21 protein-coding genes and 5 pseudogenes are annotated in these 24,199 nt (G+C 56.4%); 13 read left to right on the top strand and 13 right to left on the bottom strand.

Features of this window, described 5'->3' with window-relative positions:
- The first annotated feature begins 400 nt into the window (after positions 1-400).
- Complete coding sequence (tnpC, locus tag HTIA_RS14140) at positions 401-1,846, top strand: IS66 family transposase (RefSeq protein ID WP_008528725.1); 1,446 nt, start codon at positions 401-403, stop codon at positions 1,844-1,846.
- Positions 1,847-2,353: 507 nt separating this feature from the next.
- On the top strand, positions 2,354-3,178 hold the full coding sequence (locus tag HTIA_RS14135) for an IS5 family transposase (protein ID WP_008528768.1): 825 nt from the start codon (positions 2,354-2,356) through the stop codon (positions 3,176-3,178).
- A 22-nt stretch (positions 3,179-3,200) separates the two neighbouring features.
- Here the strand turns inward: HTIA_RS14135 and HTIA_RS17060 are convergent.
- Positions 3,201-3,362: pseudogene (locus tag HTIA_RS17060) on the bottom strand (IS6 family transposase); the annotation flags it as partial.
- Between the two features lie 100 nt (positions 3,363-3,462).
- Here HTIA_RS17060 and HTIA_RS14130 point away from each other — a divergent pair.
- The 3 genes from HTIA_RS14130 (at position 3,463) to HTIA_RS14120 (ending at position 5,078) form a co-directional block, all read left to right on the top strand.
- On the top strand, positions 3,463-3,792 hold the full coding sequence (locus HTIA_RS14130; protein WP_008528586.1) for a carboxymuconolactone decarboxylase family protein: 330 nt from the start codon (positions 3,463-3,465) through the stop codon (positions 3,790-3,792).
- 205 nt (positions 3,793-3,997) lie between these two features.
- Positions 3,998-4,774 carry an MOSC domain-containing protein gene (locus HTIA_RS14125; protein ID WP_008528587.1) on the top strand — a complete coding sequence of 259 codons (777 nt, stop codon included), beginning with the start codon at positions 3,998-4,000 and terminating at the stop codon, positions 4,772-4,774.
- A gap of 70 nt (positions 4,775-4,844) precedes the next feature.
- Entirely contained in the window at positions 4,845-5,078 is a 234-nt protein-coding gene (locus tag HTIA_RS14120; protein ID WP_008528588.1) for a DUF2249 domain-containing protein, read from the top strand.
- A gap of 326 nt (positions 5,079-5,404) precedes the next feature.
- Here HTIA_RS14120 and HTIA_RS14115 read toward each other — a convergent pair whose 3' ends face one another.
- On the bottom strand, positions 5,405-5,998 hold the full coding sequence (locus tag HTIA_RS14115; RefSeq protein ID WP_008528589.1) for a hypothetical protein: 594 nt from the start codon (positions 5,996-5,998) through the stop codon (positions 5,405-5,407).
- Between the two features lie 155 nt (positions 5,999-6,153).
- Here HTIA_RS14115 and HTIA_RS14110 point away from each other — a divergent pair, with 155 nt between their 5' ends.
- A complete protein-coding gene (locus HTIA_RS14110; RefSeq protein WP_008528590.1) occupies positions 6,154-7,518 on the top strand; it encodes a hypothetical protein in 1,365 nt (454 codons plus the stop codon).
- Between the two features lie 14 nt (positions 7,519-7,532).
- On the opposite strand, the gene HTIA_RS16490 is transcribed toward HTIA_RS14110, so the two are convergent.
- The 6 genes and pseudogenes from HTIA_RS16490 to HTIA_RS14090 all read right to left on the bottom strand — a co-directional run bounded on the left by HTIA_RS16490 (position 7,533) and on the right by HTIA_RS14090 (position 13,129).
- Positions 7,533-7,712 (bottom strand): hypothetical protein, encoded by a 180-nt coding sequence (locus HTIA_RS16490; RefSeq protein ID WP_008528591.1) that lies wholly within the window; start codon positions 7,710-7,712, stop codon positions 7,533-7,535.
- Between the two features lie 151 nt (positions 7,713-7,863).
- Positions 7,864-8,043, bottom strand: a pseudogene (locus HTIA_RS17485) (DUF2249 domain-containing protein); the annotation flags it as partial.
- Positions 8,044-8,099: 56 nt separating this feature from the next.
- Positions 8,100-9,155 carry an ABC transporter ATP-binding protein gene (locus tag HTIA_RS14105; RefSeq protein ID WP_008528592.1) on the bottom strand — a complete coding sequence of 352 codons (1,056 nt, stop codon included), beginning with the start codon at positions 9,153-9,155 and terminating at the stop codon, positions 8,100-8,102.
- Positions 9,152-9,784, bottom strand: a pseudogene (locus tag HTIA_RS14100) (molybdate ABC transporter permease subunit); the annotation flags it as partial. The gene HTIA_RS14105 and the pseudogene HTIA_RS14100, both read right to left, overlap by 4 nt.
- Positions 9,785-9,795: 11 nt before the next feature.
- A complete protein-coding gene (gene tnpC, locus HTIA_RS14095) occupies positions 9,796-11,241 on the bottom strand; it encodes an IS66 family transposase (protein ID WP_008528725.1) in 1,446 nt (481 codons plus the stop codon).
- Between the two features lie 427 nt (positions 11,242-11,668).
- Positions 11,669-13,129 carry an orc1/cdc6 family replication initiation protein gene (locus HTIA_RS14090; protein ID WP_020931448.1) on the bottom strand — a complete coding sequence of 487 codons (1,461 nt, stop codon included), beginning with the start codon at positions 13,127-13,129 and terminating at the stop codon, positions 11,669-11,671.
- A gap of 2,025 nt (positions 13,130-15,154) precedes the next feature.
- On the opposite strand from HTIA_RS14090, the gene HTIA_RS14075 reads away from it, so the two are divergent.
- Together HTIA_RS14075 and HTIA_RS14070 are read left to right on the top strand one after the other, a co-directional pair.
- Positions 15,155-16,414, top strand: a complete 1,260-nt coding sequence (locus HTIA_RS14075) for a Cdc6/Cdc18 family protein (protein ID WP_008528033.1) — start codon at positions 15,155-15,157, stop codon at positions 16,412-16,414.
- Between the two features lie 971 nt (positions 16,415-17,385).
- A complete protein-coding gene (locus HTIA_RS14070; RefSeq protein WP_008528031.1) occupies positions 17,386-17,691 on the top strand; it encodes a hypothetical protein in 306 nt (101 codons plus the stop codon).
- 214 nt (positions 17,692-17,905) lie between these two features.
- On the opposite strand, the gene HTIA_RS14065 is transcribed toward HTIA_RS14070, so the two are convergent.
- From HTIA_RS14065 to HTIA_RS14055, 3 genes are all read right to left on the bottom strand, one after another.
- Complete coding sequence (locus HTIA_RS14065; RefSeq protein WP_008528029.1) at positions 17,906-18,550, bottom strand: ribonuclease H-like domain-containing protein; 645 nt, start codon at positions 18,548-18,550, stop codon at positions 17,906-17,908.
- 82 nt (positions 18,551-18,632) lie between these two features.
- The gene (locus HTIA_RS14060; protein ID WP_008528027.1) at positions 18,633-18,857 is read right to left on the bottom strand and encodes a hypothetical protein; all 225 of its coding nucleotides are present in this window, start codon (positions 18,855-18,857) and stop codon (positions 18,633-18,635) included.
- 396 nt (positions 18,858-19,253) lie between these two features.
- On the bottom strand, positions 19,254-19,595 hold the full coding sequence (locus HTIA_RS14055; protein ID WP_008528026.1) for a hypothetical protein: 342 nt from the start codon (positions 19,593-19,595) through the stop codon (positions 19,254-19,256).
- A gap of 243 nt (positions 19,596-19,838) precedes the next feature.
- Here HTIA_RS14055 and HTIA_RS14050 point away from each other — a divergent pair.
- The 4 genes and pseudogenes from HTIA_RS14050 (at position 19,839) to HTIA_RS14035 (ending at position 21,577) form a co-directional block, all read left to right on the top strand.
- Positions 19,839-20,232, top strand: a pseudogene (locus tag HTIA_RS14050) (toxin-antitoxin system TumE family protein).
- A 24-nt stretch (positions 20,233-20,256) separates the two neighbouring features.
- Positions 20,257-20,706: an HVO_A0114 family putative DNA-binding protein gene (locus tag HTIA_RS14045; protein WP_008528023.1), complete on the top strand. Its 450-nt coding sequence runs from the start codon at positions 20,257-20,259 to the stop codon at positions 20,704-20,706.
- Between the two features lie 143 nt (positions 20,707-20,849).
- A complete protein-coding gene (locus HTIA_RS14040) occupies positions 20,850-21,152 on the top strand; it encodes an AbrB/MazE/SpoVT family DNA-binding domain-containing protein (protein WP_008528020.1) in 303 nt (100 codons plus the stop codon).
- 2 nt (positions 21,153-21,154) lie between these two features.
- Complete coding sequence (locus tag HTIA_RS14035) at positions 21,155-21,577, top strand: PIN domain-containing protein (protein WP_008528018.1); 423 nt, start codon at positions 21,155-21,157, stop codon at positions 21,575-21,577.
- A gap of 184 nt (positions 21,578-21,761) precedes the next feature.
- Here the strand turns inward: HTIA_RS14035 and HTIA_RS14030 are convergent, their stop codons facing one another.
- Together HTIA_RS14030 and HTIA_RS14025 are read right to left on the bottom strand one after the other, a co-directional pair.
- The gene (locus tag HTIA_RS14030; protein WP_008528016.1) at positions 21,762-22,154 is read right to left on the bottom strand and encodes a winged helix-turn-helix domain-containing protein; all 393 of its coding nucleotides are present in this window, start codon (positions 22,152-22,154) and stop codon (positions 21,762-21,764) included.
- Between the two features lie 213 nt (positions 22,155-22,367).
- A complete protein-coding gene (locus tag HTIA_RS14025) occupies positions 22,368-23,708 on the bottom strand; it encodes an ISH6 family transposase (protein WP_008524214.1) in 1,341 nt (446 codons plus the stop codon).
- A 73-nt stretch (positions 23,709-23,781) separates the two neighbouring features.
- On the opposite strand from HTIA_RS14025, the pseudogene HTIA_RS14020 reads away from it, so the two are divergent.
- Positions 23,782-24,153, top strand: a pseudogene (locus tag HTIA_RS14020) (DUF7509 family protein); the annotation flags it as partial.
- Positions 24,154-24,199 lie beyond the last annotated feature (46 nt).

The raw sequence follows: 24,199 nt of genomic DNA, 5'->3' as shown, positions 1-24,199 counted from the left end.
CGAGTCGCGTCTGCCGCCCTGGTAAGTGCACGAGCTTCGAACGAACCCACGACCGCGCCGAACAGTAATCCGGACCCGGTATTGATTTGGAGGAGGTGTCTCAGTTCCGATCTCGTGAGGGTCTCTTGGACGAGTGGTTGGGTCACGATCGACTCCGTCGTGAGGACGAAGGCACCCCCGATCGTCCAGGCGAGAATTCGGCGGTTCCGTTTTGGGTTAAATGACCGTGCGGAGTGCCAATAGCTGATGGTATGTGTTTAGCCCGAACTGATTTCGATGCTGTCTCATAGGAGGCGCATAAGTTGGGCTGTATGAACTGGCAGCAGAGGTTCGTGATGATCCTCAGGGATGGGCTCCGTCGTGGAGCCCATCCCGTTGCCTCTGCTGTCTGTACTGGAAGGTGGGATCTTTGAACAGAGATAATCTCACCAAAGAGGAGTTGTTCTCCCGGTTTTTACAACTTGAACAACGAGTCGAAGAGGTTGAACAAGAGAACGCACAGCTTCGAGAGAAGTTACAAGAGAAAGACGAGCGGATCGAAGAACTCGAAACACGTCTTCGCAAATACGAGAATCCGCACACTCCACCCAGCAAGCGACGGTCGGGGACCGACGAGTCCCCGACCTCGCAAGATGACGAAGACGACGATCTCCGAACTGACGGTGGCACTCCCGGTCGGAAAGACGGTCACGATCCGGAGTGGCGTTCTACAGCTGATCCCGACGAAGAAATCGAAGTCACCTGTGACCGTTGTCCCGAGTGTGGCGACCACTTCGACGAGTCGGTGGGCGTCAGCCCCCGACTCGTCGAGGAGATCCCTGATCCGCAGCCCCCAGAGATCACCCGGTACAACCGCCACTACTACCAGTGCGATTCCTGTGGAACAGAGACAGTTGCGGCTCACCCCGACTGCCCCGATGAGGGGCAGTTCGGGGTGAACGTCATCGCTCAATCAGCTCTGTCACGGTACGATCACCGCCTTCCTTACCGGAAGATCGCTGATCGCTTCGAGCAACTACACGGACTCGAACTCTCGGGTGCATCCGCGTGGCACGCGACCGAGCGCGCTGCACGCGCCGGTCGCTGTGAGTACGAGCAGATCCGTCAAGAGATTCTGGATGCTGACGTGGTTCACATCGACGAGACAGGCATCAAACGCGACGGTGAACAGGCATGGATTTGGACGTTTCAGACCGTCCAACATACGTTGTACGCGGTCAGGGAGAGTCGTGGAAGTGATGTTCCCGCGGAAGTCCTCGGCGAGGACTTCGCGGGAACGGTGGTCTGTGACGGGTGGACGGCGTACCCAGCTTTCAGCAGCAACCTCCAGCGGTGCTGGGCGCACATTCTTCGAGAGGCTGAAGACGCCGCGGAAAAGCAGGCGGAAGGTGAACCGATCTACCAGGCTCTCAGACAGGTATACGTCGCTCTCCAGGCCCGGCTGGAGAGCGACCCAAGTCCTCGTGAGAGAGCAAACCTCCAGCGTGTGGCGCGAAGAGAGCTTGAATCGCTGATTGACCGGTCAGTACCCGACGGACCAGTGGCAACACTGCTCGGGAAGATCGAAGGAGGTCTCGACCACTGGCTCACCTTCGTCGGTGAGCCAGCGGTCTCTCCGACAAACAATGCCGCAGAGAACGCGCTTCGGGAGCCAGTAGTTCTCCGGAAAATCATCGGAACGCTCCGTAATGAACGAGGAATGTTCGTTCACGAGACGGTCTTGTCCCTGCTGGCGACGTGGCGCCAGCAGGGACGCAATCCATACGAAGAGCTTCGTCGAGTCGTCAGCAACAATGAAATGATCTCACGGGCTCACGCTGTGCCGGCTGTCGAGACCTCGGGGTAAACACGTACAGCTGATGTAAAGCAAACCGATCCCAGCGCCCCCTGTAAGGGTAAGATTGCTTAAAATGTGAAGCTGCGGGACCGAGGATAGATCACCGATCAGAAACTGACTCACTGCGAGTGCGACAAGTCCAGTACCACCGATCGCGAGGAGGGAAGCTAATCGGCGTGAGTCCATCATCGGCATAATTTACCATGATAGGTGATAAAACCGCATGCTGGCAAAGGGATTCGACTTTGAGATCAATGTGATGGCTCGCCGATCGGGCCGGGCGACCTATCCAGAACCTTGATCGAGATGTTCGACTCCCCCTACAGCAGACCTCGCAATATTTACCGAAATGAATTTCGAGTGTGACACCAACGAGTGGAGACGATGGGCGAGGACGAAGAGGCAATCCAACAGACTGGGACCTACCAGTGTACAAAATGTTGCCGTGTTGAATAGCGACCTAATCGGCTTATATCACGGAGTAAAAGGGCGAAGCCGAGGAAATCGATTCTGTCCATGGAAGTCGATATCCTCGACTTCGTTGAACAGTGTCGGCACCTAGTCAAACAAGCGTTGGGGAAGCACGCGGGCGAGCCCGCCAGCGGCGGGTTCGCCCGCTGGAAGCACGTTGTTCTGCACTGTTTTCGGCTCGAAGAAGACCATAGCTACCGCGAAACGCCGAATCGGCTGGAATACATGGCTGAGATTCGTGACGTACTCGACTTAGATCGAGACGACCTCCCAGACTACAGCACGATTTACAAGTCGTTCGATCGGCTGAAAATGTGGGTGTGGCGGGCGCTGCTGCGCGTTTCAGCGCAGCAGCACCCGCAGTCTGGACATGCAGCACTTGACAGCACGTTCTTCGACCGCCGCTCAGCTTCGTCGTACTACCGCCAGCGGTCGGGAAGTAACGTACAGACACTGAAAGTGACGACACTAACCGATACGGAGTCACTTGCCGTTCTCGATGTGCAGTGTCACGCCCAATGGAGGCATGATACGAAGACTGGTCCGCAGATCGTCCGCCGGAACGCGGACGATCTGCATACTGTCGCCGCCGATAACGGGTTCCAAGACTGGCACACCGAATACGAGATTACTGCACTGGATCTCGACTATCTCGTTCACTATCGCGGTTCGTCGCTGATGGCAACCGCGAACAACGCGCTCATCCGGTCAAAAGGCTACTCTCAGCGCTGGATGGCAGAAACATCCTACTCGACAACAAAGCGCTCGCTCGGCGATGCCGTGCGAGCGCTTGGCTGGTATCGACAGTTCCGGGAAATCGTCCTGATGTTCGCCATTACGAACATAGAATCGCTTTGTGAGCCACTCTAACTATGGTTCAGAATCTATTCAACAGAGCAAATACCTCAAGAATCAAAACAGTATTCGAAAGCGATAGTCCAGCAAGATGCAGCTGAATACTGAGCTTCATCAGAAATCACGGTGTCGATTCGCGCTCCACAAAATCTAAGTCGATCTGGTCGATACTACCGCTGAAGCGTGCGTTTTCGGCCATAGACACTTCGAAAACCCCTCCCCTCACTCTTCAATCCGTATCTGAGCACCGCCCTATAGGTGCTCCCAACAGTTAACCTCCCTCCGTCTGAAGGATCGCCATGGCGGACGAAATCGACTCTCCAAACGACCTTCCGGCAGCGGCCGGCGGACTGGCCGAAAACTATCCCGAAATCTGGGACGCCTATGCCGATCTCGGGAAGGCGTGTTCAGGGGCGGGCGAGATCGACGGCGAGACAAAGCGGTTAGTCAAACTCGCCCTTGCGGTTGGTTCCCAATCCGAGGGCGCTGTTCACTCGCACGTTCGACGCGGACTCGAAGAGGACATCGACCCCGAGACGCTCCGGCACGTGGCACTGCTCGCGATCCCGACGGTCGGCTTTCCGAAGGGGATGGCCGCGCTAACCTGGATCGACGACCTGGCAGAGTGAAACGTTGAAACACCGCACCAGACGGTGGCAAACAACTCCGCTCCCGAGGTGCACGTTTCCTGGCTGGTGCGGCGATTCAGCATTCGACGTACGGGTTCACTCGCGGGACTGAACAGTCTGGTCCCGAGGAGTCCGCTCTGTCGAGGTCCAGTCGCTTTGAGGGCACTGTCGAAGGGTTTCTGAATGCATAGGACCGACTATATCCATGGCTACGATCGACCGGATTCGGGTGTACCCGCTGAAAGGTCTCGACGGGATTGACGTCACGAGCGCACGCGTTCTCGACGGCGGCACGCTCGAACACGATCGGCAGTTCGCCCTCTTCGACGTCGACGGCGACGTCCTCAACGGCAAGCGGACCGCTCGCGTCCACGGACTCTCGACTGACTTCGATCCGGAAGACAGCACGTTGACAGTCGAGCGACCGGACGGCGACGGCTCAGCGTTCGCCCTCGACAAGAATGCGGACCGTCGACGGGCAGAGACGTGGTTCAGCGAGTTCTTCGGAGAAGACGTGCAGTTGCGACGCGACGACTCGCTGGGCTTCGTCGATCGCCGGGATATGGGTCCATCAATCGTCAGTACGGCGACTTTAGAGGGGGTTGCGTCGTGGTTCGAGGGGATGTCTGTCGAGAGCGCGCGTCGTCGTTTGCGAGCGAACGTCGAGATCTCGGGCGTACCCGCGTTCTGGGAGGATCGGTTCGTGGGTGAGGGTGCCCCGGCGTTCGAGGTAGACGGCGTCCGCTTCGAAGGGGAGACGCCCTGCGGACGCTGTGTCGTCCCCGAACGCGATCCGGACACGGGTGAACCGACGCCGGAGTTCCGCGAGCGTTTCATCGAGATGCGCAAGGAGACGTTCCCGAAGTGGGCCACGGAGGACGCCTTCGAGCACTATTACACCCTGATGCTCATCGCGTCTATCCCCGAATCGGACCGGGGTACCGAAATCGCGGTGGGCAATTCTGTCGACCTCGTCGAGTAACTTCTCGTCAGGATCCGGAGAAACATATTCGGGAGAAGTTCTTCACGGACGCATATCCGAGTCGGAGTGTATGCCAACCACAACACTGGACCTCAGGGATGTCCCGCCGCCGGAACGGCATCCGAAGATTCACGACGCCTTCGAGAACCTAGAGAGCGGCGAGGCCCTACAGATCGTCAACGACCACGAACCCAAGCCACTATTCTACGAGTTCCAGGCGGAAGTCGAGTCGTTCGACGCCGACAGATATGAAGTTGAACGCCGTGGCGACGGCGAGTTCCTCGCGACGCTCCCCAAAAAGTAGCGACGCCTAAAAATATCGACACTAGCGGAAACCTCTTGTTCGATCGATCATGATTCACAGTCTCGCAGATTATTGAGTTTGGTTCCTGCGTTCTAATAAACGCCTCCTAGAGTGTGCTTTCGATAGCCGTCATCACAGAGTCGTGCTCTCCGGTGTGTTATGCGAATACGCCCATTACTGAGGATTCCTAATACGATGGTTGCTCAACTTGTCCAATGCTGTCTCATTTGCCATCCCTGTACGCTCAAAACAGCGTGTCGAACATGTTCCAGCGTTTTGCGTAAATTCCGGAGTCCTTCGGCTATGGCGATGGACGGCGCGGTACGTTAGAACGGTGATTTCGGTGAGCCTCGGCTGACGCCTTCCTCACGCATCGACCGTTCCATGGGATTCGAGCCGACGTCCCTGCTCTCCGTCGCTTCGACCGTCGGATCGCCGGTCTCAACGTACTTCTCCTCGATCTCTTTGAGTTGGTCGTTGATCGCCTCGCTCTGGTGGTGCATGTCGGCGGCCCGAACGCGGACGAGTTCGTAGTCGTGGCGGTCGGCGAGGCCGTTCCACGCGCGGAAGGATCCGATCGTCAGCGTGTGAGTCTGGGGGCAGAACGGCGTGGTCGGCGTGAACTCCGCGCGCAGGACCGAGAGATTCTCGACTTCCTCAGCGTACCGGTAGCCGGCGTTCGTGTGGCGGGTGTCAAGATTGAGCCGCGCAAGGTTGTAGTTGAAGGTCATGTCGTAGACCTTCCGTTCCTCGAAAATTTCCTTGGTTACCTGGTGGAATGCGACGTGCTCCTCGCCCGTGAGGACGTTCTGATCCTCCAGAAAATGGCCTGGCTGTGGAATGGTGTCGGGTTCAAACGCGTCGTAGTCGTCGAAGAGATCGCTGTCGTCGTTGCCGAACGGGGACGGAAAGCCTGCCATGTGCCGCTCTAGGTCTGATAGTCGGTTACGCGTGTTCCCGGATATATTCGCATCAACCCATCTTTTGCCGGAATCCAGCTTGTAAGCGGTATCACTCCCCCCACTCCGAATGTATTCGTACGCATGCCGAAAAGGGTTCTTCCCGTACCGAAACCATGGCCGCGATTCCGGGATCGATCGAGACGGACCAGCAACCACCGATGACTGTGCCGCTTCGTCACTTCGTGATCGCGCTCGCCCTTCTGCTCGCAGGTGCGCTCGTCGGCCTCGGTGCGATTGAGGGAACTGTCCCTGGGTTGGCGAACCTCGCACACGTCCACTTGCTGCTGGCGGGCTGGATCTGCGTGACGATCATGGGCGCCATGACGCAGTTTGTCCCCGTCTGGTCCGGCGTCGTGCTCCATTCCCGGCGACTGGCCAGCCTCCAACTCGTTCTCGTCGTCGTGGGGCTGGTCGGCTTCGTGGGATCGCTGCTGTTCTCCGCGCTGGCTCTGCTCCCGCTGTTCGGCGGACTCATGTTCGCCGGCTTCTGGGCGTTCGTCTACAACATCGCGCGGACGATGGCCACGATCGAAAGCTACGACGTCACCGAACGCCACTTCCTGCTGGCTCTTGGCTTCTTCCTCGTCCTGACGACGCTGGGTGTCCTGCTAGCGACTGATCTCACTCATCCGCTGTTCGCTGACGTGGCGATCACCCACCAGGGCGTCCTGGGAGCCCACGCGACCATCGCCGTCTTCGGGGCCGTTCTGACGACCGTCTATGGGGCGCTCTACCAGCTGGGGACGATGTTCACCCAGACCGACCTCCACGGCGTCGATCACACCCTCAAGCCCCTCGAGGAGTGGGGCCACCCGATCGGCGTCGCCTTCCTCGCCGGCGGACGGCTCTTCGATGTCGCGAGCGTCGCCCGGATCGGCGGCGGACTGGTCGTCCTCGCAGCGCTGTCGTTCAGTGTCATTCTGATCCGGCGACTCTACGAGATGCAGATCGACTGGACGCCGATGCACACCCGGTACACGGTCGTCGTCCCGATGCTGTCGGCCTGGGCCGTCCTGACCCTCCCTGCGTGGCTGGCCGATCCAACCGATTACGCGACACTGCTCGGTGCGAGTGGTACCGCTCACCTCCTGACCGTCGGTGCCATCGGGTTCGTCGTCCTCGGGACGCTCTATCACATCATCCCGTTCATCATCTGGGTCCACCGGTACAGCGACCTCCTGGGGATCGAAGACGTGCCGATGATCGACGACCTTTACGACGATCGTCTTGCGACAGCCGACGGCGTCCTGCTTGTCAGTGGGACGGCGGTACTGGTCGGCTCCGATCTCAGTGGGGTCGTACCGTACGGCGACATACTCGGCGGTACGTTGATCGGACTGGGTATCCTTGTCTTCGGATCTAATATGTTCCTTGTCATCCATCGGCACAGCCCGTACACGTTTGACCAGGTTCTCTTTGGATCGTTCAGTCCGCGACAACTCACAGCGACGGGAGACACCCCGTCAGAAGAGTCCTGAAGGAAATGACAGGTTCACTGCCGGGTGTCCCCAGCGACTGTCCAGATCGTACTCTGGACGATCTTCCCCACGAAGAACCCCACTATCGCCCAGAGAATCGCGACCTCGGGCGCGGCGATGACGAGACCGACAGTCCCGGCGATCACCGTGGAAATCACGGCTAGCCAGGAAAGGACCGTCGCGAATAGCTGCATACAAGTGCGGTGTCGGGCGCCCTGTATCCGAGTTCGGGCGAATAGATTCGTATTCGGGAGCGGAGGACTGACGCGACTCAGAACGCGGCGTCGAAATCTGTCGACGCCGAGCACTCCGACTCCTCGACTGCGGATTCCCAATGCGTACTCTGAACTCCTCTTCCACTTGATGCTGGTATTCCCAGGAGAACTCCTTGCCCTCTTCAGCATCGAACTGGTGATAGAACGGTCTCGGATCGTGATCGTTGACTAGGACGACTCTCTCTCGCCCGGAGAGAGTCGTTCGAACGTCTCCAGTACAGTAGTTGAGACCGGTTTTCTCAATGCACATGGTCTGATCGTATCGATGCTCGAACAGACGACAATCAGTGAGTATTCGGCTCGGAACTATTCACGGTCCGGGATCAGATGTATCGACTCTTGGGGGATCAGTACGTGGACTTCGGAGCCATTCTCAAGCGATAGTCGCTCGAAGGTCGGTGGGCGAACGTTCGCCGTGAGAGTGATCGGTTCCGCTTCAATCTCAATATCGATCCGGTACTTGCTCCCCTCATTCAACCAACGGGTAACCGTTCCCGTGACCGTATTTGCCGTTCGGTCACCGTTGGCAGTGGAGGGCGATTCGATCTCCATCCGCGATGGATGAATACAGACGGTTACTGTCGACGTCTGAATATCCGACACCGTCGTTTGGTACTGGAGATCACCAAGTTGGACCGTTGCGCCGTCTGCCGTCCGGTCAGTCACTATCCCTTCAAAGAGGTTCTCGTTTCCGGTAAAGCGGGCGACGAATCGACTCGTCGGTCGGGTAAGCACCGCCGACGGCGTGCCCACTTGTTCGAGGGCACCGTCTCGAACGATGGCGATTCGATCACCTAGTGCCGTCGCCTCCCGCTGGTCATGCGTGACGTACAGAATCGGGATGTCAAGCGATTCGAACAGGCTGTGCAGTTCGTCTCGAAGCCGTTTCCGGATCGGTGCGTCGAGACTCGACAACGGCTCATCGAGGAGGAGCATGTCCGGATCGGTCGCCAGCGTTCGCGCGAGGGCCACCCGTTGTCGTTCTCCACCGGAGAGGGTCGGAGGGGTTCTATCGAGTACGTCCTCTAATTCGAGAAGCGTCGCGAGTTCGTCGACGCGATGGCTAGCTGTGGCCGCGTACGTGATGTTTTCACGAGTGGTCATGTGTGGGAAGAGCGCTCCTTCTTGGAAAACCATCCCCACACGTCGATCTTCGAGCGGTCGGCCGACCAGTTCTCGGCCATCGACCTGAATCGATCCCGAATCGGGGCTGATGATACCGGCAATCAGCGAGAGTAACGTCGTCTTTCCGCTGCCGGACGGTCCCAAGACAGTAAGCACTTCGTTCTCAACTGTCAGGTCTACCGGGCCGAAGTCGAACTGGCCGTAGGCTTTGCGCAGTCGAGAGAGTTCGAGTGTCATTCCCATGGGTTCGAGGCGACGGTGTTGAGAACTACCAGTGCCGTGGCGGCGATCAGTACCAGTAATATCGCTACTGGGTAGGCGTTGTCCAGGCCGAGTTCGATAAAGGCGACCCAGATCTGGACCGGCATCGTCCGGGGATAGTACGCCAGCATCATCGTCGCACCGAATTCACCGATCGCTCGTGCGAAGGCAAGTGTCACGCCGGCGAGAATCCCCGGGCCAGCAAGGGGCAGTGTCACATGGCGAGCGGTCGTCCATCGACTCTTTCCGAGCGAGCGAGAGGCGTATTCGAGCGTCTGGTCGACGCTCTCGAATGCCGCTTTCGCGGTGACGACCACGAACGGCGACGCGACGAATGTCTGGGCCAGTACCACCCCGGCGAGCGACCGTGTGAGTGGAAACCCGGCAGCAATCGCGGCTTCACCGAGCGGCGAGCTGGGGCCGAAGACAGTGAGCAAGACGATTCCGCCGACCGTCGGGGGGAGCACCAACGGGAGGATCACGACTGCGAGAACTATCTTCGTTACAGCCCCGTCGGTGCGTGCGAGCCAGTACGCCAGCGGCAAGCCGAACAGGGTCGCGATGACTGTGCTAATCGACGCTCCCAGAAGCGACGTGGTCGCCGAATCGTACGTGTTTACCCCGAGGTCTCGACAGCCGGCACAGCGTGAGCCCGTGAGATCATTTCATTGTTGCTGACGACTCGACGAAGCTCTTCGTATGGATTGCGTCCCTGCTGGCGCCACGTCGCCAGCAGGGACAAGACCGTCTCGTGAACGAACATTCCTCGTTCATTACGGAGCGTTCCGATGATTTTCCGGAGAACTACTGGCTCCCGAAGCGCGTTCTCTGCGGCATTGTTTGTCGGAGAGACCGCTGGCTCACCGACGAAGGTGAGCCAGTGGTCGAGACCTCCTTCGATCTTCCCGAGCAGTGTTGCCACTGGTCCGTCGGGTACTGACCGGTCAATCAGCGATTCAAGCTCTCTTCGCGCCACACGCTGGAGGTTTGCTCTCTCACGAGGACTTGGGTCGCTCTCCAGCCGGGCCTGGAGAGCGACGTATACCTGTCTGAGAGCCTGGTAGATCGGTTCACCTTCCGCCTGCTTTTCCGCGGCGTCTTCAGCCTCTCGAAGAATGTGCGCCCAGCACCGCTGGAGGTTGCTGCTGAAAGCTGGGTACGCCGTCCACCCGTCACAGACCACCGTTCCCGCGAAGTCCTCGCCGAGGACTTCCGCGGGAACATCACTTCCACGACTCTCCCTGACCGCGTACAACGTATGTTGGACGGTCTGAAACGTCCAAATCCATGCCTGTTCACCGTCGCGTTTGATGCCTGTCTCGTCGATGTGAACCACGTCAGCATCCAGAATCTCTTGACGGATCTGCTCGTACTCACAGCGACCGGCGCGTGCAGCGCGCTCGGTCGCGTGCCACGCGGATGCACCCGAGAGTTCGAGTCCGTGTAGTTGCTCGAAGCGATCAGCGATCTTCCGGTAAGGAAGGCGGTGATCGTACCGTGACAGAGCTGATTGAGCGATGACGTTCACCCCGAACTGCCCCTCATCGGGGCAGTCGGGGTGAGCCGCAACTGTCTCTGTTCCACAGGAATCGCACTGGTAGTAGTGGCGGTTGTACCGGGTGATCTCTGGGGGCTGCGGATCAGGGATCTCCTCGACGAGTCGGGGGCTGACGCCCACCGACTCGTCGAAGTGGTCGCCACACTCGGGACAACGGTCACAGGTGACTTCGATTTCTTCGTCGGGATCAGCTGTAGAACGCCACTCCGGATCGTGACCGTCTTTCCGACCGGGAGTGCCACCGTCAGTTCGGAGATCGTCGTCTTCGTCATCTTGCGAGGTCGGGGACTCGTCGGTCCCCGACCGTCGCTTGCTGGGTGGAGTGTGCGGATTCTCGTATTTGCGAAGACGTGTTTCGAGTTCTTCGATCCGCTCGTCTTTCTCTTGTAACTTCTCTCGAAGCTGTGCGTTCTCTTGTTCAACCTCTTCGACTCGTTGTTCAAGTTGTAAAAACCGGGAGAACAACTCCTCTTTGGTGAGATTATCTCTGTTCAAAGATCCCACCTTCCAGTACAGACAGCAGAGGCAACGGGATGGGCTCCACGACGGAGCCCATCCCTGAGGATCATCACGAACCTCTGCTGCCAGTTCATACAGCCCAACTTATGCGCCTCCTATGAGACAGCATCGAAATCAGTTCGGGCTAAACACATACCTCGATTCAATTGTAAACGTTTGGGTTGAAAACGGTGGAATATCCGGCCTTGTCGGGGGTGGTGGAATGTATCACTGCGTGACGGCGCGTATCCACGGCCTGAAGGCCGTGGTATTGCGCCTGTTCAGTCTATAACAAGCAAACTGATAGTGAACGGTGGCAGAACATTACTAGAGGTGAAACCGACTACGACGGCAATCCATGCAAACACCTCTCAGATACACATCGATAGAGGGGTGTCCCCAGCGTTCTCGATCGAAAGCAATTGAGGCCTAGTCAAGTTTCGTTTCGCGTCTGGGCTCGTACCACCGAGGTGACCTCACTCTCCGAGACCCTCTCAAGACGGGAGTCCTCACGTAGAGTCTCCAAGATGGTTTCCGGCCGTTCGCCGAACTTGAACTCAAGGAACATCCCGGAGCTGGGGCCATGACTCCGTCGCTCGAAGTCCACGAGAGAATACGTCGTCAACTCCTTCATCTTGTTCACGTACGACTCCTGTTGATATTGGTCCGCCTCGATCGAGTCAGTCAGGTACTGATACACCCGATAGCCAGTCGTACTTCGGGCCGTCCCGTCATTCGTCTCGACAGCGACAGCCGCCGTCGCGTACAGGCAGAGTTTCTTCTGTGTGGTGATGCCGCGAACGACCTCAAGGACGCGGTTCTTCTCGACTTTGTCCTGGGCTTCCCGAACGTGTTGTTCGCGAACGCGCTCGTCGCCTTCACGTTCGGCAAGTTCACCAGCGACGCGCATCAAGTCGATCCCTTTCCGTGCGTCACCGTGCGTCTGGGCGGCGAACGCCGCTGCCAGTGGAATGACTTCCTCCCCGACGACGCCGTCGTGGAAGGCGTCTTGGCGGCGGCGAAGGATCGCTTGGAGTTGGTTCGCGTCGTAATCGTCGAAGTGAACGTCCTCGGGCGTGAATGAGCTCAGCGCACGACTGCCAACAGATTCCATCATCTTCGTGTCGTTCGAGATGGCAACCACGGAGATGTGCGCAGTGATATCGTCGTCGGCTCCAGCCCGCGACAGTTGGTAGAGCAGTCGGGAAAACGCAGGGTCCTGCTTATCACGGCGACCGACGAGCATGTCCAGTTCGTCGAGGACGAAGACGACGGAATCGAAGTTTTCGTTGACGATGCGGTAGAGTTCGTCCCATTTCTCCTTGGTCGCCACACCGTGTTTTGGGACTTCGACGTCAACACCGGCCTCAGTCGCGGCTTGTTGAGCGAGTTCGTAGACTGCGACGCCGAGCGTATCGAGGTCCTGGCAGTTGACTTCGATCGTGCCGAACTCGATATCCCGGGAACTACAGAGCCGACTGATGTTCTTGCAGACAGCCTTCGTGATGAGCGACTTTCCAGTCCCGGAAGGGCCGTAGAGGAAGAGATTCGGGGGCCGATTGTCCCCAAGCGCGACGCGAAGCATCTTTGTGACTTTTTGGAGTTGTTCATCGCGACCGACGATGCGGTCCTCATCAACGACATAGTTCGGATCAAGGAGTGACCGATCACGGATGAGCGCGTCTTGTACGTCGAACTCTAGAAGCATGTCCTCGATCGACTGCGAACCCGACACTTGTTTTGTATTGAGTGACTCTCCAAACGGCGAACTATCGGTAGATGCCGCGTTCGGGTCCGTGTCAGGAGGTTCCGTTGAAAGGTCCGCATGCGTTGAGGTCTCCGTCTCCGATGATTCCTGATCAGTGCTGGAACCGTCGGATTCGTAAGTATCCATGTGGGCGCCAACACAAGCAGGGACTAAAAATCTTCCCACCTGTATCGATGTGTGATTTAGCGATTCAGTTGATGATACTTAGGATTAGAGCAGTCTAAGATAGTTTTACGGTAGATTTCCGAAGGGGGACAACGAGATGTTTCGGGAAGAGATTCAGAAAGAAGGGGGTGAGACACACACCCCTCTATCGAAGTGTTCGTGGCTACCGGTGTGGGGTGCTTCAAAACAAGGAAACGAAAGCTAAAGAGGTAATAGCGAGACTTCTATTAGTTGAATCAATTAGTTAGAGAGTCTGCACCTGATTTCTGTGAGGTATGAATGTGACTAGGTTGGATTCTTCTCTTCATTCTTCTTCTAGCTTACTAGAAGAGACACTCACACACACCTCTATCGATGTGTTCGATATGTTTGTTTGTCTTCTATTTCCAATTCTTTGTATCCAATCGGAATATCCCTTCATAATCTTGCTATCTTGTATCTACAGCTCTTCTATTGCTTGATATCTCTCGTATTCTCGTTTGATCACTCTGCTTCAGTCTGTTCAACATTTCTTGTGCCATTGTATTAGCCTGGTCTGAACACATCGATAGAGGTGTGTCTGTTTTTTCGGGGTAGTTTTGCTTGATCTCTCCTTGATTTTGGATATGGCTTGCCAATTTATCGTCCCGCACTCTCTGTTGGAACACTTCGATAGAGAGGTGTACCCATATTTTGCCCTGGAACCGCTGTACTGTGCCGTCCTCGTGTTTTACGGTTTCGAGTTTAACCAACATTTGCCCGTGATAAACGCTTTGTGTTGGTTAATAATCGTCAGTGGCCGCAAATGGAGGTAACTCCTGAATTCGGGTCTTAGCGGGTTCAAGACGAAACTTCGCCCGATCGTTTCAGCACACCAGCTCCGGTCACCAGAGGCCGAGGTCACTCAAAAATCCCCTGTGCTACCGTGCGCGACGCAGTTCCCCTGAAGAAGGCACAAATAGTGAAAGTGAGTGGAACGCCGAATTGTCTAACCATCTTAACCAACTCTAGTCCGGATTCACTCATTATGTTGGTTAATATAAGATAACCACTGATGTCCAACGAGTTATCGACGCTGCCAGAGGGGAGTTCTTTCAGATAAGTCAACACTCTCAACGAGTGTTCCAAATTAACACCAACATGTCGCTCGCTACGCCGCCAAGCTTCACGCTTGGCGGCCGTGAGAAAATCGCTGTCCGAGATGAAACGAAATGAGGGATGTGCCGATCAAAATCGCTCCAATGAGGAGTGGTCCTGCCGAGAGATGGCCGCCGATTCCTAGCATCCCGATGGTGATCATGGCAATCCCAAGGAGTGTGATTGACAATTGTCGGAGCCCAATTCTCCTCATAACACAATAGTGAACAGGGAACGTATTAATATCTCGTTGACGGTTGTTGTGTGGAATCGTTGTTTGGCATGGGCGGACTAATTCCCACTATTCACACTCTGGGAGGTGTTCCATCTGGGTTACTGTAGATCCCCGGAGTGATAGACGGCGATGATAGTCGGTTCTCCGACCCGGACGGGGGGCCGGGGGTCGGAAGAGTGTAAACTCCAACCAAGTTTAATCCAACCCAAACAATAAGAGTTAATTACATATAAAGGTACGATTACGAGATCCTATAGTGAGATTAGAACAAAATCTACTTCTAGTAGATCTTCAACTATAACGGGCTCTATAATCCGTTTCTTCCTTCATACTATGTACTAGTTAACTAGAACCAACCGAAAGATATATAAAATACGTAAAGGGCTACGGAAAATCCACTTGAACCGTAGATCTGAACTATCAAGACTTGTTTGGCGTATTCGTGGGCTATTTACACTCTCATACCCCCCGTGGGGGTCTGCTGACTTCGAACTATTCCCCATTTCCATTGTTAGATTTTACACTCTCATACCCCCCGTCCCCCCGGTGCTCTCTTACACTCTTCCGCCCCCTGTATCACTCTCATCACTCTACTAGGGGGTTTTATTAGTGATGACACCATTACACCAGCCAAGATGTCACAAGGGTTCGGGAACGAGGATACTATCTACCAAGATGTCGACGTTCTGGAGGCCGATGTCGGGAAGTACAAGCCATCGGAACTTCCCGAACGGGAAGACGAACTCGACAAATTACATATGGCACTGCGGCCTGTGACGATGGATGGTTCGCCTCGTGACGTCTTGGTGTATGGACCGACTGGTCAAGGCAAGACTGCAGGAGTCCAGTTGAAAGCTGATCAACTCCAGGAGTGGGCAGACGAAAACGATCACCAACTCGAAGTCGTTCATATTCCGTGCAAGGGAGCAGACAAATCATATCACGTTCTCACACGACTCGTCAAGGAACTTCGCGAGATCCGGAAGGGACAGGGCGTCGATGAACCGAGTGGCTACCAGCGAAAACAGCTTTTCGAGATGGTGCTTGACGAGCTCGAAACTATTGGCGGGACCGTCATCATCATTCTCGACGAGATCGACGCTATCGGCGAAGACGATTACGTCCTGTATGAACTTTCGCGAGCGAACCCAGATCCCGTGAAAATCGGACTCATCGGTATTACCAACGACTTGCAGTTCCGGAACAATCTCGACGCTGACGTTCGCTCGTCACTCGGACAGCGAGAGATTACGTTTAACCCATACAATTCTAACCATCTCAAGAATATCCTTGCGCGCCGTGCGGTCCAGGCACTTCGTGATACTTACTTCGAAGATGGCCACGAAGATTTCACCCATCTCCAAAGTGATGTCCTCAACGGTGGGACGATTCCACTTGCTGCATCGATGGCAGCTCAAGAAACCGGCGACGCTCGACAAGCCATTGAGTTACTGTCCTACGCCTGCGACCTTGCTGATGATGAAGGTATCGGCACTGTTGCCGAGCGTCACGTTCGCGCTGCGAAAGAAGAAATCGAGAAAGAAGCCCTGATCGACACAATCGGTGCTGAAACGACACAACGCAAAATCGCGCTACTGACTGTCGTTTCGGCTGAGTTAAATGATTCAATCGGGGAGACAACCAACCTTCACCGGTTGTATCTTGACCTCTGTGGATACATTGATACAAACACATTGAAGCAGCATACGTTCCGTGAGAAGCTCAACGACCTCGCTCACTCGAACATCTTGGCGAAAGATCGTCATGGCCGCGGCCGGGGACAGGGAATGTCAAATACCTACTCACTCGCTGGTGATGTTGACCCACAATCCATTCTTGACACCCTCGAAGACGACAGCCGTGTCGGTGATATCGTGGACATTGTCCGGTCGTAAGCTGGTTACACTCTAGTTCCCCCCGTGTCACTCTCTTCACTCTATCGGGGGGTGTGTTGCTGATCGTTGTTTATGATTCGTACTTTTTAGAAGATAGCGGGTGAATATCCAGTTAACCAACAAGCCTAAACTGACACTTGTTTTGTTGGTTAATAAGAGCCGATCGTGGATGGCCTATGAGCCACCGACGCCACAGGTGGAATTCTCGATGGAGATCGTGAATCGCCCCGGGCTAAGCACCGAATCACTCAGCTTGCTCCGCCTGTAAATTTTCGATTAGTTGGACTGTGGGAAGCTTAGGAAGTAGTGGTGTGGCTTCGGTAGCTTAGGAAACAGGGGTGGGTGAGCAGCGGAAACGGTGGAGAGGGGTGCACCCGGTATTTCTTTAAATAAGATCTATCTGGAAAAAACTAAGTACTAGATATGTTAACTATAACCGCATTGGGACTAGAAAAGAGATCAAGACATCATACACCACTCATACACCTTCCGTAGTCTTGGTTGGACTTATTCTTTCCAATGAAGCTTAGGAAATGGTGGTGTGTGTGGGTTGGAGGGATCTCTATTCATCTGCCCTCGTCTTGTGCTTATTCGAGTTCCTCCACTCCTCAAAAGCTTCGGAAACGGTGGAGTGGGATACAAATCAAAAATATGCCTGAAATAGGCTCTCTGTGCTGTAATAAGAAGATACAGTGATTTACAACCAGCGGTTCCGAAGCTTTCACATCGTCTACGGACGTGGTAGGTCACCTTTGTCGGAATTACGATTAACCAACAGAATCTACATCGAGACTATTTGTTGGTTAACATTGCTTGGTGTTGGCGGATGCAATCCACTATACACCCGCACTTTCTCGAGTTTTCAACAAACGCGTTTGATGGCACTGCTGGAAATTCCATGCCAGTAACCTATTCTGCTATGGTATCTCTTGACGGGTAAGAATCAAATCCGGCACTTTCGTAAATCCGTTATGAGCGTTGACCGTGGCCAAGGAGACGAGTGGGGAATTACTGGAGTACAGAGAGTACGCGTTGAATTCGGTGAGGACTGGGCCGAGGGGTTCACCACTGATATTGAGGAGGGGTGTCTCATCAAGATACTCACCGAAGAGCATTCTATCGCACCGCCCGACCATGTCGAGACCCCAGGTAGTGTTAAAGCGAAACGAACTCCGAAAGGCTGGACAGTTGAGGTGAAATGGCGATACGATCGCGGAAACAAAGAAGAATCGGTACTGTTTGAGGTGAACGACGTTAGCGTACAAGTTCTTGAGTAGAAATACGCGAAAATGAGTGAATCTGCGATCAGTCCGGCTAGCGAGGAACTATGTCTCTGAAGACGCTGTAGAGAATGACGTTCTGAAGTACTGTTCACGGCGGGGAGGATGTCATCACACGGACTCGTATATACCACACAACGCAGGTCGTAGCCCACCTTAGGAACCAATCCGAGTGTTTTCCTTTACGAACCCTCACTGAGAAGCGAGTTCTTCAGGCGATAGGCTCTAGCGACTTCATAGAGAAATCCGACTTTGAACAATACCGTTCTGCAAGCTCCATCAACGCTCGAGTCCGTCGAATATCCGCGACATTGTGGATGATGAGTGGCTCGTAGGCTCCCTCCTCCCATGCGGTGACTGCCTCGCTACTGTCGGTGAATGGATCCAGGTCGTTCAATCCGGCGCCGATCAGTTCCTCGTAGACGCCACTCAGTGTGTCTTCACTCGTATTGAAGCGTGTCTCGAAGACATCCATCACGTCGACGTATGGCAACGTGCCAAACGGCCACTCGAGCCCGTGCGTACAGAGCCGTGTGCGAAGGAACGGGAGGTCGAATCCTCCGTTCCACCGCTCACCGTTGTATGCGACGAGCTTTGCATCTCGTTGGGTGAGTGTCGACGTGACGAACGTCGCTAGTTCGTTCAGGAGTTCTTGTTCACTGTCGTGGAGTGAGAGCTGTACCGGTGTCTGGAGGGTGTCGTTGAGCCGATCTGCGAGGCCTGCTTCTGGCGTTGTTTCGGTATGGAGAAATACTCGCGACGATACCGCCGAATCGAACCCAACTACTGTGAGTTCATCACCGGCCTGAAACCCTGTTGTTTCGATATCGAAGGCAATCGTCGTCAACTCCGTCATTCCACTCCTCCAGTATCACCTTCGGCGAGCAGGACGTAGGCTTCGTCGACGCCGTCGTAGGCCTCTTCAAGTGTGTCGTTACTCATCGCCGACCACTCCTCTGGCCGGGCGTCGGTGGTTTCGATGGCGTCTGAAGCCCGTAGATCGCGGACCGGGACAGGTGCTCGTCGACGTGCTGTCGGATGCGTTCGCCCTCCTCGTGGAGACACCACAGGCAGAAATCCCGGTCGGGATTGTACTGCCGGCCGCCACAGCCGGGGCACTCTACGGTCGGAAACTCGAAGGTCGTAGCGGGGTAGGGACCCATACGTTGGTGGGCGTCTGGGCGTCCCTTAGGGCTCGGTGTGTCGTTTCCGGGTTTCCGGATGTCAAGTCGATCACCGTCACGCCTGGCGGTTCGATAGGCTTCCGGATCCGTTTCCGCATTGTGAGATACCCGCCTGCAGGTACTTTGTCGACACCGTCCAGCCATGCGATTCGGCCACAAGATTCTTGCCGCTGTTACTGGGACATGAAAATGGACCGGAAGACTTCCATCCCCCACCCTCTCCCCTGAGGGTTCTGAGTGGACCGGACGTTGTTTGAGTATACTCCGTTCGCGGTCCACCATTCCCGGTCCGGCTTTCATTACGACTAGCGGTATGAGACACTCGTCGGCAGTTGCGGACCCGCCCAACAGAAACACGAGTTATACCGCCACTGGTCAGACGCGCTCGACGTGGATCCCGCCACAACTCCGGCACGTATCGATCTCCGTCGACGGGGTCGTCCGATACGTCTCTCCACAGGACTTGCACACGTGGCTGACGTCTCCCTGTCCAGCTGTGCCGGCACTTCTGGGCTGGTTCGTCCGCCGGGTCGATGTCTCACGACCCGGCTTGTCCCGCCCGACCAGGACGTAGATCAACACGCCGAAGATGCCGCCGATGAAGACGGCCAGTCCCCAGAGAAACCCACTCTGAGAGCTGTTGATACTCGCGTCGATCCCCACCGCGATCCCCAACACCACCCAAAGTACCAGGATAAATCCGAGGAAACCCGCCATAGTGTGGTACTCGGCGAAACCCAGTTTAGAAGTTTCGAATTCCTATAAAGTGTCTGCGCTTACCATGCACGGTGCTGTGTCCGACCGGCTCTTGCGCCATACCGCATGCGGGGGCCACTGTACCTGCGAGTGATCCGCCAATCACCATCGCGCGTGAGCTGCTGCAGGCCTCGCCAACGTGCCTTGGAAGTGGTCTGTTGACCAACACTCTCATGCCGTTGGTCTGCGTACCAATGGTTGAGGATGGCCGTACCGACCGACGACGACCTGGATGGCGTAAGCGACGCGAGGAAGTACCCCGATGGGACCGTCATCCGCGTGTTCTGCACGCGGACAGATCGTGACGCGTACTCATCTGGGTGGGCCTACAAGCTCCACTACGGCGCGACCGAGCCGGATCCACCCCGCACGCTCGCCGATGGGACGATTCGTCGGTATCTCGAAAATCGAAGATTTTCGACGACTCGTCGAAACGGCGCTGCCGTTTCGAGACGACAACTCCCACGAAGACACGACAGGACACGAACTGCACGTCGCACCGGATTCCGACCCGGAAATCATCACGTTCCCCGGGATGGTCGAACTCTGGGAACGGTTCTGGAGCGAGATCCCGAAGACCGAGTTCGACGTCGAGTGAGGCCAGTACACCACGGTGATCCCCATGACCGAATCCACGCCGCCGCTGCATCCACTGGAGCGCGAACAGCTTCGAGCCGAATCGACCCTCGCCGTGACTGTGAAGTCGACCGACGAGTTCCACGACGACGTCACCGATGGGATCGAGGGACTCGAAGAAGATGACGCGGTGGAGTCCACGCCGACGCTCTCGTTTACGAGCTACGACGAGCTGATGGCAACGCTGACCCCCCGCGTTCTTGATCTCATCGAGGCCATCCGCCAGGAAGGGCCAACCAGCATCAACGAGACTGCACGCATTGTCGATCGGGACGTGAAGAACGTCCACGAGGAACTCAGTCGGCTCGCCCAGCTGGGCATCATCTTCTTCGAGGAGGACGGCCAGAGTAAACAACCAATCGTCTGGTTCAACGAACTCGTCATCAATCTCTCGTTCGGTCCAGCGGCTGGCGATACAGCTACTGGATCGCCGTGATCCTGGAGGATCGACGACCGTTGTCGTCGTTCCGTCCGTCGTTTCGCTACCTGTGACTCTGCTTGACGGCCGAAATCGGAGTAGTGTTGCCGTCTACAGTCACGGGGAAACGCTTATCCATGAATATAGAGAAACTATGAACAATGAGTACATCAGAACAGTCGAACGAATCTGAGAAGGAGGTGGTCGCGGTGACGAAGCACGGCCAGGCGACGATTCCCAAGCGGTTTCGTGAGAAACTCGGGATCGAGGCACCGGGGAAAGTCCTCTTCCGCGAGACCGACGAGGGAGCAGTGATCGTCGAACAGGTCCGCTCACCGAGCGAGATGCGAGGTTTCGCCGCCCACAGTGAGGCTACGACCGACGAGCCCGCCACTGCGATCCTTCGCGATAAACGCGAGCAGGACCGTGACGACCGTGAGTCGGAGTTCGCGACCGGGGAGTAGTAATGTCGGTGATCCCTGACCGTGTTGTCTTCGACGCCGAGCCGCTCATCGCACATGCTGATGCGGAACCCGGGAGCGATGTGGTCGAAGAGTATCTCGATGCGGTCGCCCTCGGAGAGACTATCGGCTACGCGAGCTACGTGAACCTCTCCGAGTTCCGGTATACGATCGCCCGGAAGTACGACCGGGACACGGCCGACGAATATCTCGACTGGCTCACGGATCTCGGTATCGAGACCGTGACCGTCAGCGATGCGTGGGTGGCGGCGTCCGAGTACGTCCTGCAGTACAACCCTGCGCTTGGGGATTCGTTCGCTCTGGCGACGGCCGAGCACGTCGGGGGGACACTGTTGGTCGGCGGGGACGACGACTACGACGAAGTCTCCGATGTCCCAGTAGAGCGGTTCCGAGACGGGTCCGCGTAGTCGGTGGTTCTACACCCAGTTTTCCCACCGCAATCCCACCACGTTCACGAGAACGAGTCTGCCGGTATCGGCCTCACTCGCTGATCGCATTCACTCCCTCGAAGCCACCCACGGCCAGATGAGATAGAACTTCTCCCCGTGTTCGATGTGTAACAGAGTCTGGCTCGGTCACATGGTGATCATCTTATGCATACACGTCGTTGAACTCACGTTCACGGCGCATGAGTTCTTCGACGCCGTGCTCGAGGATGCCGCGGCCCATCGCTGTCGGCCGATAGTACGTGTAGAATCCCTGGCTGTCAGCAGTCCGTCGCTGACGCTTGTCGACGAGGCCGACGTCAACGAGTTCGTCCAGATGGTAATGGAAATTGTGGGATTCGACGTCAACCGCAGCTTTGAGATCAGCTGCACTCAGTTCGTCGTTGGCGACGAGCGTGCGCAGGATCCGAAACCGCGTCGAATGACCGATAGCCTGCTGCATCGCGAGGTATTCTTCGAGCGTCAGCCCGCTGTCTTTCGGCAGCGGTGGCTCGGGCCGGCGAACGTCCCCAGTCGACTGACGATCGGTTTCGGACATCTGGAACTTCCTCACTCGAATACTAGCCCACCACGTACTTAGTCTTTCTCGACTAGAATATTCTTGAGAACGCCGGTATTTATATAACTGTACGTTGAAGCGTGACCTGCATGCGGCAGCGGATCATCGAAAATCTCCCCCGTGTTGTGGATGACTCGGCTGCACTCGACCCGGTCCGACGAGAGCAATTTCTCGGTCGTGTCGCAAAGCGGTCTAGAGTTTGCCTCTGGTACTCTCAATTGAGAGGTCACAGCTCATTGCTGTTTTGGTCGATCGCTGGAGCAGTTCATCAAGGAACGCCTGGTAGTGCTCTGGATCAGCGTACTTCACCAGCCGAAGCTGGAGTATCGCCTCTAATCCCTCCGTTGTCCAGCGCATCCACTGGTTCTTGCATCGCTTGCTGACTTCGCCCATCAGCCGTTCGACGGGGTTCGAGGTCCACGGCACCTCGAACCCCTCGACAGCCTGCTCGGCAAACGTCACGATCGACGGCACCCACCGCCGAAGATACCCCGCAGCCTTCTCTGACCCGTACTGATCCAACTGCCACGCTGTCTTCTCGATACGCTCGGTCGTTCGCGCGATCCGCTCGCGGATCGCCGCGAACTCCTCTTCCGGCCGGTGCTTGGCGACCGAATTCTTCAGATGGAACACCTCGTCGATCACCTCCGAGACGATCTCGTTTCGTCGATCCAAGGAGAACACGCCGTCGTCCCAGAGGTTGTAGTCCAGTGTTCGGCCGACGTGGACGAGATCAAGTTGGTGATTGCGATTTTCGTCGGTAAAGGCCGTGACCATACCCTCCTCAGCGTCACTGACGACCGTCGCGTCGTCAGTGACTGCGTCGATGTCGTCGAGGTCGGCGGCTGTCTCGTCCCAGTCAGCGTTGACCGAGAGATCCAGCAGGGAGCGGGACTCCTCGGCAGTATCTTTGCCGAGCGTGGCTTGGACGGAGTGGTACGAGCGGTCGTCGTCTTGACTGTGACACTTCGTGGCGTCAGGAATAACCGCATCAGCGTCTGTGTCAGCGACACAGTCTGGAAGGAACTGTTTGAGCTTGCTGCCGTATTCTCTGGCGCGGCGGTTGATCGTGGTCGGCGACGGCATCTCCGAGAGGATGCCGTCGCCGTGGTCAGCGGCGTCACGATAGCTGAGCGAGGTAGCGAGATCGACGCTCTTGGCCGCAATGTCCTGCTGATAACGGTTTTCTCCGTCGAAGCTAAGAACATCTTCGACGGGGCGGAAGTAGCTGGGTTCGTCGTGGTCAGCGGCGGTATCTTCGACGTAGTGAAGGTCGAATTCGTGCTCACCGGCGGTTGTGACGGCCGTGCGGGTATCGGTACCGGCGCGTTGGTAGCGCTGGTCACCGTTGCCGTGGGCGTGTTTTTCACCACAGAGCGCCTCGACGCGAGCCGCGTCGAGGCTCTCGACGAGTCCTTCGAGAAGAACTGATTCGATGTTCTGATCGGTGATGAACTCGGCAAGCGTGGCCAGCGGTATCGTTTTGTCGTCGTCGATGCTAACGGTCAACCGCACGTCGATTGTGGCGTGCATGGGGCACCTCTCGGAGTGGACACCAGAGGCGTCCCCTTCCTCAGGGGAGTCAGTTACTGAACTCTAGAGGACTTTGCGACACGACCAATTTCTCGTCTACGTGATGGGGCCGTACCGGACGTTCGATGTTGACACACTGTTACCGGCGGACGCGGATGTCGAGACCGACGCACCGTCGTTCGCGACGTGGGACGGGGAGAGTGGCGACTACTCCGAAGACGAGGTCTTTCGTCTTCTTGAAGAAACACGGGATTGCCTACGCGAGCGCGAGTTCAACGCCTTTCTTGCGATTGACGTCGGGATCCCGCTTGACGAAATGGATGCAGCCACCCAGAGTATCGCCTTTGCACAGGCAAGCAATGCGACAATCTTCATCGCCCCACAGGTCGGTGATAACCTCGGTGTCGGGATCGAGATCGGGAGCGTCCTTGAAGATCTTTGGTCGTGTCGCAAAGTCCTCTAGAGTTCAGTAACTGACTCCCCTGAGGAAG

This window comes from Halorhabdus tiamatea SARL4B (assembly GCF_000470655.1).
In the GTDB taxonomy this organism is placed as follows: Archaea; Halobacteriota; Halobacteria; order Halobacteriales; family Haloarculaceae; genus Halorhabdus; species Halorhabdus tiamatea.
Note: the sequence above shows the minus strand (reverse complement) of the source record. Positions and strands in the feature narration are given on the sequence as shown.

Coding starts and splice junctions, on each gene's coding strand:
- HTIA_RS14110 (WP_008528590.1), top strand. CDS start 6,154: ATGGCCGCGATTCCGGGATCGATCGAGACGGACCAGCAACCACCGATG.
- HTIA_RS16490 (WP_008528591.1), bottom strand. CDS start 7,712: ATGCAGCTATTCGCGACGGTCCTTTCCTGGCTAGCCGTGATTTCCACG.
- HTIA_RS14070 (WP_008528031.1), top strand. CDS start 17,386: ATGAGCGTTGACCGTGGCCAAGGAGACGAGTGGGGAATTACTGGAGTA.
- HTIA_RS14065 (WP_008528029.1), bottom strand. CDS start 18,550: ATGACGGAGTTGACGACGATTGCCTTCGATATCGAAACAACAGGGTTT.
- HTIA_RS14035 (WP_008528018.1), top strand. CDS start 21,155: ATGTCGGTGATCCCTGACCGTGTTGTCTTCGACGCCGAGCCGCTCATC.
- HTIA_RS14090 (WP_020931448.1), bottom strand. CDS start 13,129: ATGGATACTTACGAATCCGACGGTTCCAGCACTGATCAGGAATCATCG.
- HTIA_RS14055 (WP_008528026.1), bottom strand. CDS start 19,595: ATGGCGGGTTTCCTCGGATTTATCCTGGTACTTTGGGTGGTGTTGGGG.
- HTIA_RS14120 (WP_008528588.1), top strand. CDS start 4,845: ATGCCAACCACAACACTGGACCTCAGGGATGTCCCGCCGCCGGAACGG.
- HTIA_RS14045 (WP_008528023.1), top strand. CDS start 20,257: ATGACCGAATCCACGCCGCCGCTGCATCCACTGGAGCGCGAACAGCTT.
- HTIA_RS14030 (WP_008528016.1), bottom strand. CDS start 22,154: ATGTCCGAAACCGATCGTCAGTCGACTGGGGACGTTCGCCGGCCCGAG.
- HTIA_RS14115 (WP_008528589.1), bottom strand. CDS start 5,998: ATGGCAGGCTTTCCGTCCCCGTTCGGCAACGACGACAGCGATCTCTTC.
- HTIA_RS14125 (WP_008528587.1), top strand. CDS start 3,998: ATGGCTACGATCGACCGGATTCGGGTGTACCCGCTGAAAGGTCTCGAC.
- HTIA_RS14025 (WP_008524214.1), bottom strand. CDS start 23,708: ATGCACGCCACAATCGACGTGCGGTTGACCGTTAGCATCGACGACGAC.
- HTIA_RS14135 (WP_008528768.1), top strand. CDS start 2,354: ATGGAAGTCGATATCCTCGACTTCGTTGAACAGTGTCGGCACCTAGTC.
- HTIA_RS14105 (WP_008528592.1), bottom strand. CDS start 9,155: ATGACACTCGAACTCTCTCGACTGCGCAAAGCCTACGGCCAGTTCGAC.
- HTIA_RS14060 (WP_008528027.1), bottom strand. CDS start 18,857: ATGGGTCCCTACCCCGCTACGACCTTCGAGTTTCCGACCGTAGAGTGC.
- HTIA_RS14130 (WP_008528586.1), top strand. CDS start 3,463: ATGGCGGACGAAATCGACTCTCCAAACGACCTTCCGGCAGCGGCCGGC.
- HTIA_RS14040 (WP_008528020.1), top strand. CDS start 20,850: ATGAGTACATCAGAACAGTCGAACGAATCTGAGAAGGAGGTGGTCGCG.
- HTIA_RS14075 (WP_008528033.1), top strand. CDS start 15,155: ATGTCACAAGGGTTCGGGAACGAGGATACTATCTACCAAGATGTCGAC.